Source organism: Paucibacter sp. M5-1, from assembly GCF_027498415.2.
GTDB lineage: Bacteria > Pseudomonadota > Gammaproteobacteria > Burkholderiales > Burkholderiaceae_C > Roseateles_E.
Genome location: NZ_JAPZLM020000001.1, coordinates 3,242,088 through 3,253,763 on the forward strand (window position 1 = coordinate 3,242,088; position 11,676 = coordinate 3,253,763).

Consider the following 11,676-nt stretch of genomic DNA (forward strand, 5'->3'; position numbering starts at 1 on the left):
TGATGCCGCCCCATGGATCGCCCGACGCACCCCCTTCATGCCTCACCCGCGCTGCTGGCCGCCCTGCTGGCGGCCTGTGCACTGCCGCCGCTGATTGCCTACAATCTGACGCCGATGGCGACGCTGTTCAACCAGCTCGCCGCGCTGGCCGGCTGGGGACTGTGTCTGTACCTGCTGGCACCGGCGAGGCAGGGCTTGCGCCCGAACGCGGCGCTGCTGGCGCTGGGGCTGCTGCTGCTGGCGGCGCTGGTCGCGCCCAATGGCTTGTCGAGCGCCGCCGCGCTGGCCGCAGCGCTGCTGGTGCTGCTGGCCGGCCTGCGCGCCGGTGGCGACGCGCGGGCGCGCGAGCCGGTGATGGACCTGTTCTGCCTGGCCCTGCTGGTGGCCGGGCTGCTGAGCGTGGCGGTGGCCCTGGTCCAGGTGTTCGCGCCGGGCTGGGCCGATGGCAGCGTGATCGCACGCTCCGGCGTGGTCGGCCGGGCGGTCGGCAATATGCGCCAGCCTAATCATCTGGCCAGCCTGCTGATGTGGGCCTGCGTCGCAGCGGTCTGGCTGGCCAACTCGCGCCGGGGCCGGCCCTGGGCGGCCGCGCTGCCGGCGTTGCTGTTCGCCTTGGTGTTCGCCGTGGTGCTGAGCGCCTCGCGCACCGGCATGATCGGTGTCGGCCTGCTGGCGCTCTGGGGTCTGCTGGACCGCAAGCTGACCCGGCTCTCGCGCTGGGCCCTGGTGGCCACGCCGCTGATGCTGGGCCTGAGCTGGCTGCTGATGTCGGCCTGGGCCGCCAGCTCGGGCCAGGCCTTCGGCGCCGAGTCGCGGCTGGCCGAGGGCGCGGGTTCGCCCTCGCGCCTGGCCATCCTGGCCAATGCCTGGCGCCTGCTGCAGCAATACCCGCTGACCGGCGTGGGCTGGGGCGAGTTCAATCTGGCCTGGACCATGACGCCCTTCCCGGCTCGGCCCACCGCCTTCTTCGACCACACCCACAACCTGCCGATGCAGCTGCTGGTGGAGCTGGGCTGGCCGCTGGGCCTGCTGGTGATCGCGCTGCTGCTGTGCTCGGTCTGGCGCGCCTTCCTCTCGGGCCTGCGGGCGCCGGATGGCGAGGCGCCGCTGCTGCGCTGCGCCTTCATGATCGTGCTGATGATTGGTCTGCACAGCCTGCTGGAGTACCCGCTGTGGTACGTCTACTTCCTGCTGCCGGCCGTGTTCGCGCTGGGGCTGTGCCTGGGTGCCGCCGCGCCGACCAAAGCCGGGCAAGGCCTGACCCTGCCGGCCGGCGCGCTGCGCCCGGCCGGCGTGCTGATGATTGCCGGCAGTGCCTTCGCGCTGTGGGACTATCTGCGCGTGGTCGAGATCTATATGCCGCCGGCACAGTCCGCGCCGCTGGAGCAGCGCATCGCGCGCGGTCAGCACAGCCTGTTCTTCGGCGCGCAGGCCGACTACGCGGCCGCCACCAGCCTGCCCGCCGGCCCGGCCGCCTTGGAAGCGACCCGCCGCACCGCCCACCAGCTGATCGACACGCGGCTGATGATGGCCTGGGCCAAGTCCCTGCACGCCAGCGGCGACACCGACCGGGCCCGCTACGTCGTGCAACGCCTGCGCGAGTTCCGCAACAAGCAGGCCGAGGACTGGCTGGCCGAATGCGAGGAGCCCGAGGTCAGGGCGCTGAAGCCGCCGCCCTTCCAGTGCGAGCAGCCGTCGCGCGACTACGACTTCAGGGAGATGCGCTGAGCAGCGGCGCGGCCGACCAGTCGCCGCTCTTGCCGCCCTGCTTCTCCAGCACGCGGATCTCGCCCATCACCATGCCGCGATCGGCGGCCTTGCACATATCGTAAATCGTCAGCAGTCCGATCTGCACCGCCGTCAAGGCCTCCATCTCGACGCCGGTGCGGCCCAGCGTCTCGACCTGGGCCGTGCATTGCACGCTGGCGCCAGCCTCATCAATCTCGAACTCGACCGCCACGCGGGTGATGGGCAGCGGATGGCACAGCGGGATCAGCTCGGCGGTGCGCTTGGCCGCCTGGATCGCGGCGATGCGGGCAATGCCCAGCACATCGCCCTTCTTGGCCGTGCCGCTGGTGATCAGGGCCAGCGTGGCCGGCAGCATGGAGATGCGGCCGGCGGCGCGGGCGATGCGATGGGTTTCGGCCTTGGCCGACACATCGACCATATGGGCCTGGCCCTGGGCGTCGAAGTGGGTGAGTGCGGAAGTCATGGCAGCGGCAACAATCTGGAAACCTGCGATCTGCCATCATAGGCGCCTGACCTGCCTGGAGAATGCCGCGAATGCCTAGTTTGATGACCCGCCCGCGCCGCCTGGCCGTGGCCTTGTCGGCCGCCCTGATGCTGCTGCCGGGCCTGCCCGCAAAGGCCCAGGTCAATCTGCCGGCCCTGGGCGACTCGGTGTCGCAGGACCTGGACGTCAATGACGAGCGCCGCATCGGCGACCAGATCATGCGGCAGATCCGCATCGACCCCGACTATCTCGACGACCCGCTGCTGCTCGAGTATGTGCAGTCGCTGTGGACCCCTTTGGTGAATTCGGCCAAGCAGCTGGGCCAGATCGGCGACGACACGCAGCAGCGCTTCGCCTGGGACATCTTTCTGGTGCGTGACCGCAGCGTCAACGCCTTCGCGCTGCCGGGCGGTTTCGTCGGCACCCATCTGGGCTTGATCGCGATCACCAGCGCGCCCGACGAGCTGGCCTCGGTGCTGGGCCATGAGCTGGCCCACATCACCCAGCGCCATATCGCGCGCCGCATCGCCGGCGACTCGCGCAACAGCCTTCTGGCCACCGCCGGCCTGATCGCCGGCCTGCTGGTGGCCTCGCGCTCGGGCAGCCCCGATGCGGCCCAGGCCGCCATCGTCGGCAGCCAGGCCGTCGCGGCCGCCGCCTCGCTGAGCTTCTCGCGCGATATGGAGCGCGAGGCCGACCGCGTCGGCTTCAACTTCATGACCCAGGCCGGCTATGCGCCCTCGGGCATGGCCAGCATGTTCGAGCGCATGGAGCAGGCCTACCATCTGATGGACGCCGGCAACTACCCCTATCTGCGCTCCCACCCGCTGACCAGCGAACGCATCGGCGAGGCGCGCGCGCGCCTGGGCACCGGCACGATGGAGCGGCCGCATGGCCTGGCCCTGCATGCGCTGATGGCGGCGCGCTCGCGGGTGCTGATGGACCCGCGCGCTGAGACCTGGACCAAGCTGCAGGAGCTCGATGCCGGCGTGCGCGACAGCCGCGGCGGCACGGCCGGCAATGGCTTCGAGCAGCTCGGCGCGCGCTATGCCAGCGCGCTGGCCTCGATCAAGATGCGCAACTACGGCCGCGCCGACAGCGCGCTGCGCAGCGCCGAGCTGCTGCTGCAGATGATGGGCAGCGACCCGCGCTCGGCCCGCGTGCTGACCCTGGCGCGCGCCGAGCTGGCGCAGGCGCGCGAACAGGGCGAGGCCGGCTTTGCCGCGCTGGCGCCGCTGGCGCAGGACCGCTCGCGCGTGCTGCTGATCCAGCGCGCCCAGCTGGCCCTGGTGGACACGCGCCTGGCATCGGCGCGCGAGGCGGCCGACAGCTTGCAGACCCATGTCAGCCTGAACCCCAATGATGCCCAGGCCTGGGCGCTGCTGGCCCAGCTCTGGCAGCGCCTCGATCAGCCGCTGCGCGCGGTGCGCGCGCTGGGCGAGACGCGCGCGGCGGCCGGCGACCTCAATGGCGCGATCGACCGGCTGCGCTCGGGCCTGAATCAGTCGAGGAGCCGCAGCGCCGACCAGATCGAGGCTGCCGTCATCGACGCGCGGCTGCGCCAGCTGCTCTACGAGCGCCGCCAGCTGCTCAGCGAGATGTACCGCGGCAATGTGCCGCCGGGGGCCGAGCTGCCCAATCTGCAGGCACGGCCGCTGACACCCCGGCTGGCAACCCCCTGACGCAGATGACTCAGTGCTGGGTCACGCCGCTGGCTTCGGCGCAGATGGCCCAGATGCGGATCGCGCGGTTGTCGCCGCCATGGTTGCGCAGATTGCACTGGTAGACCTGGGTCGAGTAGTCGGGCCGCGGGCCGGCATAGTTCACATTGATCTCGTCCTGGGCGCTGTTGTTGTCGCGGTGGCCGCAGCCGCCGCCGACCAGACGGGTATTGCCGGGGCAGACCGCCGAATAGCCGGACCAGGTGTTGCCGGCCAGCGTGTGGGTGTGGCTGACATAGTGCAGATGCACCGGTCCGGCCGGCCCCTGATTGCCTTGCGGTCCCTGCGGGCCGACCGGCCCGGTGAAGCCGCGCGGCCCTTGCACGCCCTGGATGCCCTGGATGCCCTGCACACCGGGCGGTCCCTGCAAGCCTTGAACCCCTTGCGGACCTTGCGGCCCCTGGTCGGCCAGGGTCAGGTCCAGCCGGGCCACATGGGCGGTGCCGGTGTTCTCTTTGCTGTCGAAGAAGGCCACGGTGCCCGGGCTGTTCAGCGCGGGCTGCAGCTGCAGGCCATGGTTGCTGGCAGGGTTGGCGATCCAGCCCTTGACGGTCTTGCTGACGTCGAGGCTGATGAACTGCTGGGCCTTGCCGACCGCAAAGCTCTGGCCGCTGCCGGCACCGCCATTGACCGGCGCGGCCGCATGGCTGACGCCGGCCTCGTCCCAGGGCGCGTAGACACTCAGCAGCTCCAGCGTGCCGGGGGTGCCGACGCGGTTGACGTAGAGCAGCAGATTGGCCTTGACCAGCTGGGCCGGCTTCAGCCCGCTGGGCAGGCCGCCCAGATCGAAGCGCAGCAAGGCGCTGGCGCCGCCGCCCACGTTCAGCGTCGGCAGGGCACCGAAGTTCTGCGCCGGCAGGCCGGCGTTGATGTGCGTGTCGGCCACCAGCGGCGCATCCAGCGCGGCCGCCGGCAGGGCCAGGCCCAGCAAGGCAGCGCCGGCCAGGCGGCGGCGCCAGGCCAGCAGGCCCAGGCCGCCCAGCATCAGCGCCCAGGTGCCCGGTTCGGGCACGACATTGGCATGCAAGCTGAAGGCCCAGGCGCCGCTGCGCGGGCTGCCGTCGACATTGATGAAGCGTTGCTCGCTGCCCAGATAGCTCAGCCCGGTGTAGTCGGGCTGGCCGCTCATCAGATAGCCCTCGTCCCAGTTGGAGCCCAGCGGGGTATTGCCGTCCTGCGACAGCACCAGCCGGTAGCTGCCGGCCGCCAGGCTGATCGCGAAGCGGGCGTCCCAGCAAAAGCCGCTGACCGGATCGCCGGCCTCGCCGGGGCCGCAGCTGTTCTGGCTGCCGCTGGCCAGCGCCAGCAGCTCGCCGCTGGTCAGATCAAACAGCGACAGCACCGGCGCGAAACCGCCTTGCAGCCAGGAGCTGCTGAAGGCCTGCACGGGCTCATCGGCAGCCAGCGTGAACTGGGTGACGAAGAGCTGGTCGTCGGTGGTGAAAATGCCCTGGTAGTCCAGGGCGGCGGCGTCGGCCGCCAGGCTCAGGGTGAGGGCGCCTAGGCCCAGCAGGTACTTGCGCAACATGCCGATCTCCGGGTCGAACGCAGACATTGCGTCCTTCTCTTCGGATCAGACGTTTTTACGCCGCGGCCGGCGCCATCGATTCTGGGGGGGTCAGTCGCGCCCCGGGAACAGGCGCTCGATCACCACATCGATCAGCATGCCGCACAGGCTGTAGATCAGCGAGCCGATCAGCGCGGCCCAGAAGCCGGTGACTCTCAGGCCGTCGAGCACCGAGGCGGCGGCCCAGAACATCAGCGCATTGATGATGAAGAGGAACAGCCCCAGGGTGATCACCGTGACCGGCAGGGTCAGCAGCACCAGGATGGGCCGCAGCAAGGTGTTCAGCAGGCCCAGCACCAGGGCCGCGATCAGCGCGGCGCCATAGCTGGTGACGACCACACCGGGGTAGAGGGCGGCCACCAGCAGCAGGGCGCCGGCGAGCAAGAACCATCGCGTCAAGGTTTTCATGCCGCCTAGCATACAAGCGGGCGATGACGCGGCAGGGCTTCACGAATCGGGTCTTTCCCCTGGGGGCTTGCCGATTGATCTGGCGCAAACCCTGGCATACTCGCGGCCAACCGAAAGGGGAGTAGCTACACGACGCCTTGTCGTGGCGGCCGTCCGTCATTACGTTGCCAGCGCCCGCTGGCATCCGGACCCCGCAGCTGGTGGATGTGTCCCCCACATCCGCATCCTGCCCCGCAAGACCTTTCGGTCCGTTGCTTCATCAACTTTTCTACTTGCGGGAGTCTCTGCATGAGCTCGATTGCGCCCCTGTGGCTGTGGATTTTCTTTGCCGGCTCGGTGCTGGTGGCCTTGTTCGTCGACTTCGTCGTGCTGCGCAAGCAGGGCGCGCACGAGGTCAGCGTCAAGGAGGCGATCAACTGGTCGCTGGTCTGGGTGGCCCTGAGCCTGGCCTTCAACGGCCTGTTCTGGTGGGCCGTCAAGGACAGCACCGGCGACGCCGATCTGGCCACGACCAAATCGCTGGAATTCCTGACCGGCTATCTGATCGAGAAGTCGCTGGCGGTGGACAACATCTTTGTCTTCCTGATGATCTTCACCTACTTCTCGGTGCCGCCGGCCTACCAGAAGCGGGTGCTGATGTACGGCATCATCGGCGCCATCGTGCTGCGCACCGTGATGATTCTGGTCGGCAGCTGGCTGATCGCGCAGTTCCACTGGGTGCTCTATGTCTTCGGCGCCTTCCTGCTGATCACCGGCATCAAGATGTGGTGGGCCGCCGGCCAGGAACCCGATCTGGAGAGCAATCCGGCGCTCAAGCTGCTGCGCCGCCTGATCCCGGTGAGCCAGAACTTCGATGGCGAGCGCTTCTTCACCAAGGAGAACGGCAAGCGCCTGGCCACGCCGCTGCTGCTGGTGATCGCGCTGGTGGGTGTCACCGATGTGATCTTCGCGGTCGACTCGATCCCGGCGATCTTCGCGATCACCAACGATCCCTTCATCGTGCTGACCTCCAATATCTTCGCCATCCTGGGTCTGCGGGCGATGTATTTCCTGCTCGCCGCAATGGCCGCCAAGTTCCATCTGCTGAGCTATGGCCTGGCCGTGGTGCTGGCCTTCATCGGCACGAAGATGATGCTGATCGATGTGATCAAGATCCCGGTGCTGGCCTCGCTGGGCGTAGTGGTCGCGATCCTGGCCGTGACCATGGTGCTGAGCCTGCGCACCGCGCCGAAGATCACGAGCACCGAGCAGGCCGGCGAGCGCTGAGCCCGCGCCGAGCCCGGCGCCCCGGACGGCGAACGCCGTCCATCCATCTCCCACACAGCCCCCGGCGGTTCGCCCCGGGGGCTGTCGCATTCTGGGGACGGTCAGGGCGGGATCTTGGTAGAAATGCCCATAAGTAATAGGAATAGTTCGCATTAATGTTACGATTCCGGCCGATCTCAATCCTTGCGTTCGCGCCTTTGCTGTGACTCAAGCCACTCTTGCCGCCCGACCCGGCGGCGTCCCGGAAGCACCGCGCGCGGCGGCGGCCCTGCCGACGCCTCGGATCACTGCGCCGGCGCCGGTCGATGAGCTGGGCCCCACCGCGCGCCGTGTGCTGACCGGCGGCGTGCTGGCCGCCCATGTGCTGGGCGGCTGGGCCTTGCTGCAGGTCGATGCGGTGCGGCAGGCAGTGATCGAAGCGGCGCCCATCATGGTCAGCCTGATCGATGCGCCAGCGCCGCCCAAGCCCGCGCCGCCACCGCCGCCCAAGCCCCAGGTCCAGAAACCCCGACCGGCGCCCGCGCCGGTGATCGCGGCCGCGCCCAGCCCGGCCCCGGCACCGCCCGCCTTCGTCGTGCCCGCCCCCGAGCCGGCCCCGGCCCCGGTGGTGGCGGTCGCTCCCGCGCCGCCGGCCCCTCCGGCACCGCCGGCCCAGGTGGCGCCCGCCGTGCCCCGGCAGATCCCGCCCAGCGCGGTGCGCTATGTGGTCGAACCACGCCTGACCGTGCCGCTGCTGTCGCGCCGCCTGGGCGAGCAGGGCCTGGTGCACCTGCGCATCGTCGTCGACGCACGCGGCCAGCTGAAGGAGGCCTCGCTGAAGAAGTCCTCGGGCTTTGCCCGCATCGACCAGCAGGCCTTGCAAGACATCCGCAGCGCCCGCTTCGCACCCTATCTCGACAACGGCCAGCCGGTCGAATGGGAAACCACCGCCCTGCTGTCCTACGAGCTGGACCGCTGAACCAGAACACCAAGAACCCTGAGCATCATGGACGTCACCACCGCCACCACCACCGTCAACTCCGCCCAGGCCATGGGCTTCGGTCACTTCATCACCCAGGCCGATTTCGTCGGCAAATTCCTCTTCGGGGTGCTGGTGCTGATGTCGGTCGCCTCCTGGGCGCTGATCATCGCCAAGGGCCTGACCCAGTACCTGCGCAACAAGCGCAGCACCGGCTTCCTGGACTTTTTCTGGAACGCCCGCTCGCTGGACGCGGTGCAGGCCGAGCTGAACACCCATGGCGCGCGCGATCCCTTCTCGCATCTGAGCGCCCATGCGCTGCACGCCCAGGCCCACCATGCCCGCCACGGTTCGGCGCGGCTGGCCGAGGCCGGCACGGCCAATGATTTCATCACCCGCACCATCAAGAAGGTGTTGGATGAGGAGACCACGCGGCTGGAATCGGGCCTGACCACGCTGGCCACCATTGGCGCGACCGCCCCCTTCGTCGGCCTGTTCGGCACGGTCTGGGGCGTCTACCACGCGCTGCTGGCGATCGGCATGAGCGGCTCGGGCACGCTGGACAAGGTGGCCGGCCCGGTCGGCGAGGCGCTGATCATGACCGGCATCGGCCTGGCCGTCGCGATCCCTGCGGTGATGGCCTACAACGCCTTCAGCCGCAGCAACCGCGTGCTGTCGGCCCGGCTGGATGCCTTCGCCTACGAGCTGCACAGCTTCCTGACCTTGGGCGAGGCGCCCGGCGCCACGGCCCAGGGCCAGGCCGCCAATGTGCGCCCGCTGAAGCCCGCCACCGCGTCCTGAGGAGCCCACGATGGCATTCGCTTCCTTTGACAACAAGCGCGGCGGCGGGCCTATGGCCGAGATCAATATGGTGCCGCTGATCGATGTGATGCTGGTGCTGCTGGTGATCTTCATCGTCACCGCGCCGCTCTTGACCCATGCGGTCAAGCTCGACCTGCCCAAGGTCAGCTCGGCGGCCAACGAGCTGCAGCCTGACAAGATCGAGTTCGCGATCGACGCCGCCGGCCAGCGCTTCTGGAACGGCGAACCGGTCTCGCGCGAGGACGCGGCCCAGCGCTTCGCCGCCGAGGGCACCAAGCCGGTCCAGCCCGAAGTCCATCTGCGCGCCGATCAGAACGTCGCCTACCGCCTGGTCGCCGAAACCCTGGCCGACGCGTCCAAGGCCGGCCTGAGCAAGGTCGGCTTCGTCAGCGAGCCCGAGCGGCCCTAACACCCCGTCCCGATTTCAAGAACAAGGCGGCCAAGCCATCGCCAGGCCGCCATGGGCAGCGCCTTGCCCACCCCTCATCAAACTGGAGAGTCCTCATGTCCCGCATCAAACACAAGGCCACCCTGCTCCCCCTGGGCGCGCTGGCCGCCGGCTTCGGCCTGGCCTCCGCCGCCATCGCACAAACTACGCCGGTCGATCCGGTCAAGACCGAGAGCGCCCTGCCCGTGGTGCGCGCCAAGGCCAGCGCCGAGCGCGCCGGCAAGGACGACTACCAGGCCACCGAGACCCGCATCGGCAAGGGCAAGCAGCAGCTGCGCGACATTCCGCAGTCGGTGACCGTGATCACCGAGAAGCTGATCGATGACCGCAATCTCGACGACTTCCGCGATGTGCTGCGCTCCACCGCCGGCATCACCTTCCTGTCCGGCGAAACCGGCGAAGAGGACATCCGCCTGCGCGGCTTCTCGCTGAGCCAGGCCGGCGACATCTATGTCGACGGCATGCGCGACACCCAGATGACCGAGCGCGACACCTTCAACAACGACCGCGTCGAAGTGCTGAAGGGCTCGGCCTCGATGCTGTTCGGCAAAGGCTCGACCGGCGGCGTGGTCAACCAGGTCAACAAGCAGGCCCTGCTGATGAATCAGCACGAGGTCGACATGAGCATGGGAAGCGGCGAGGACCTGCGCCTGACCGGCGACTTCAACTTCAAGACCGGCGAGAGTTCGGCGCTGCGCATCAACGCCGTGCTGCAAGAAGCCGACAACTACGGCGCCAAGATCTCCAAGCACGGCATCGCGCCGACGCTGCGCTGGGGCATTGGCGAGGCCGACGAGTTCTCGGCCAGTTTCTACCACCTCGAGTTCGACAATGTGCCGAGCTACAACCACCCCTGGTTCATCGTCAACGGCACGATCAAGCCCACCTTGCCGGCCAAGAACTTCTACGGCTTCTCCAGCGACTATCTGCGCGGCAACACCACCTATGCCACGCTGAGCCATACCCACCGCTTCGGTGACGGCGGCGAGCTGCGCACCACCTTCCGTCAGGGCCGCTACGAGCGGGAGTTGTGGGCCAGCGTGATCCGTTTCGGGACCACCAACGGCGCGGCCACCACACCGGCCAATCTGAGCAACGCCACCCTCATCACCCGCGCGCCCAAGGGTCGTGTGGCGATCAGTGACATCACCACACTGCAAAGCGACTACAGCAACAGCTTCAGCTGGGGCGGCATGCGCCATGAACTGGTCACCGGCCTGGACTACAGCGACGAAGACGCCAAGCGCAACAACAACTTCGCCGGTACCACCAGCCCGCTGACCAGCACGGTCGGCACGCCCAATGACGGCGCCAGCCGTCCCGACACCCGTGGCAATCCGGTACTCAACAGCTTCGGCGCGCGCAATCTGGGCCTGTATCTGCAGGACATGGTCACCGTGGCGCCGGGCGTCAAACTGCTGGGCGGCCTGCGCGTGGACCGCTTCGAGGCCGAGTACAAGCTGCCCACCCGCAGCTTCTCGCGCTCGGACACGCTGTGGAGCCCGCGCGTCGGCGCGCTGTTCCAGCCCAATGAGTGGGCGTCCTACCATGTCTCGTTCGGCACCTCCTACAACACCGCCGGCGACACCTACCAGTTCGCACCCGGTGCACCGGGCAATGACCGCGCGGCCAACACCCCGGCCGAGAAGAGCCGCAACTTCGAGCTGGGCGCCAAGTTCGATCTGTTCGCGGGCCGCATGACCCTGGGCACCGCGCTGTTCCGCACCGAGAAGTACAACGAGCGCAACACCGACCCCGACACTGCGGCGACGCAGGAGCTGCTGTCCGGCAAGCGCCACGCCACCGGCCTGGACCTGGACATCGCCGGCCGCATCACGCCGAACTGGGAAGCCTTCGTCTCCTACACCTTCATTCCCAGCGCCAAGATCGACAAGAGCAATGTGGCACTCGCGGCCAACGGTGGTGGCTCGCAAGTGGCCGGTGACCGCCCGGGCCTGACGCCCAAGCACAGCGCCAGCCTCTGGACCACCTACCGCCTGACCCCGCAGATCCGCATCGGCGGCGGCCTGAACCACCGCAGCGAGCAGAACCCCGAGGGCGCGCGCAATGTCACGGCCGCCAGCTTCACGACGGTGGACCTGATGGGCGAGTACAGCTTCAACGAGAATCTGACGCTCAAGCTCAATATCGCCAACGCGACCGACAAGCTCTATGCCGATTCGCTGTACCGGGGCTTCTACATCCCCGGCGCACCGCGCACCGTGCAACTGAGCATGAAGGCCAAGTTCTGAC

General features: G+C 68.6%; 10 protein-coding genes. 7 read left to right on the plus strand and 3 right to left on the minus strand.

Annotated elements, in window-relative coordinates; genetic code table 11:
- The first annotated feature begins 12 nt into the window (after nucleotides 1-12).
- A complete protein-coding gene (locus O5M90_RS15140) occupies nucleotides 13-1,728 on the plus strand; it encodes a PglL family O-oligosaccharyltransferase (RefSeq protein ID WP_269839393.1) in 1,716 nt (571 codons plus the stop codon).
- Here the strand turns inward: O5M90_RS15140 and moaC are convergent.
- Entirely contained in the window at nucleotides 1,712-2,212 is a 501-nt protein-coding gene (moaC, locus tag O5M90_RS15145) for a cyclic pyranopterin monophosphate synthase MoaC (protein ID WP_269839394.1), read from the minus strand. The genes O5M90_RS15140 and moaC overlap by 17 nt on opposite strands.
- A gap of 71 nt (nucleotides 2,213-2,283) precedes the next feature.
- Here moaC and O5M90_RS15150 point away from each other — a divergent pair, with 71 nt between their 5' ends.
- Nucleotides 2,284-3,915: a M48 family metalloprotease gene (locus O5M90_RS15150; RefSeq protein WP_269839395.1), complete on the plus strand. Its 1,632-nt coding sequence runs from the start codon at nucleotides 2,284-2,286 to the stop codon at nucleotides 3,913-3,915.
- Between the two features lie 10 nt (nucleotides 3,916-3,925).
- Here the strand turns inward: O5M90_RS15150 and O5M90_RS15155 are convergent, their stop codons facing one another.
- Both O5M90_RS15155 and O5M90_RS15160 read right to left on the minus strand, forming a co-directional pair.
- Entirely contained in the window at nucleotides 3,926-5,509 is a 1,584-nt protein-coding gene (locus O5M90_RS15155) for a DVUA0089 family protein (RefSeq protein ID WP_440402141.1), read from the minus strand.
- A gap of 63 nt (nucleotides 5,510-5,572) precedes the next feature.
- Nucleotides 5,573-5,929 (minus strand): phage holin family protein, encoded by a 357-nt coding sequence (locus tag O5M90_RS15160; protein WP_137945461.1) that lies wholly within the window; start codon nucleotides 5,927-5,929, stop codon nucleotides 5,573-5,575.
- Between the two features lie 288 nt (nucleotides 5,930-6,217).
- On the opposite strand from O5M90_RS15160, the gene O5M90_RS15165 reads away from it, so the two are divergent.
- The 5 genes from O5M90_RS15165 (at nucleotide 6,218) to O5M90_RS15185 (ending at nucleotide 11,675) form a co-directional block, all read left to right on the plus strand.
- Complete coding sequence (locus O5M90_RS15165) at nucleotides 6,218-7,195, plus strand: TerC family protein (RefSeq protein ID WP_137945462.1); 978 nt, start codon at nucleotides 6,218-6,220, stop codon at nucleotides 7,193-7,195.
- 202 nt (nucleotides 7,196-7,397) lie between these two features.
- The gene (locus O5M90_RS15170) at nucleotides 7,398-8,153 is read left to right on the plus strand and encodes an energy transducer TonB (RefSeq protein WP_269839397.1); all 756 of its coding nucleotides are present in this window, start codon (nucleotides 7,398-7,400) and stop codon (nucleotides 8,151-8,153) included.
- A gap of 27 nt (nucleotides 8,154-8,180) precedes the next feature.
- Nucleotides 8,181-8,954: a MotA/TolQ/ExbB proton channel family protein gene (locus O5M90_RS15175; protein ID WP_262968727.1), complete on the plus strand. Its 774-nt coding sequence runs from the start codon at nucleotides 8,181-8,183 to the stop codon at nucleotides 8,952-8,954.
- A 10-nt stretch (nucleotides 8,955-8,964) separates the two neighbouring features.
- Complete coding sequence (locus O5M90_RS15180) at nucleotides 8,965-9,384, plus strand: ExbD/TolR family protein (protein ID WP_137945464.1); 420 nt, start codon at nucleotides 8,965-8,967, stop codon at nucleotides 9,382-9,384.
- Between the two features lie 95 nt (nucleotides 9,385-9,479).
- Nucleotides 9,480-11,675: a TonB-dependent receptor gene (locus tag O5M90_RS15185; protein WP_269839398.1), complete on the plus strand. Its 2,196-nt coding sequence runs from the start codon at nucleotides 9,480-9,482 to the stop codon at nucleotides 11,673-11,675.
- Nucleotide 11,676: the final 1 nt, after the last annotated feature.

Coding starts and splice junctions, on each gene's coding strand:
- O5M90_RS15140 (WP_269839393.1), top strand. CDS start 13: ATGGATCGCCCGACGCACCCCCTTCATGCCTCACCCGCGCTGCTGGCC.
- moaC (WP_269839394.1), bottom strand. CDS start 2,212: ATGACTTCCGCACTCACCCACTTCGACGCCCAGGGCCAGGCCCATATG.
- O5M90_RS15150 (WP_269839395.1), top strand. CDS start 2,284: ATGCCTAGTTTGATGACCCGCCCGCGCCGCCTGGCCGTGGCCTTGTCG.
- O5M90_RS15155 (WP_440402141.1), bottom strand. CDS start 5,509: ATGTCTGCGTTCGACCCGGAGATCGGCATGTTGCGCAAGTACCTGCTG.
- O5M90_RS15160 (WP_137945461.1), bottom strand. CDS start 5,929: ATGAAAACCTTGACGCGATGGTTCTTGCTCGCCGGCGCCCTGCTGCTG.
- O5M90_RS15165 (WP_137945462.1), top strand. CDS start 6,218: ATGAGCTCGATTGCGCCCCTGTGGCTGTGGATTTTCTTTGCCGGCTCG.
- O5M90_RS15175 (WP_262968727.1), top strand. CDS start 8,181: ATGGACGTCACCACCGCCACCACCACCGTCAACTCCGCCCAGGCCATG.
- O5M90_RS15180 (WP_137945464.1), top strand. CDS start 8,965: ATGGCATTCGCTTCCTTTGACAACAAGCGCGGCGGCGGGCCTATGGCC.
- O5M90_RS15185 (WP_269839398.1), top strand. CDS start 9,480: ATGTCCCGCATCAAACACAAGGCCACCCTGCTCCCCCTGGGCGCGCTG.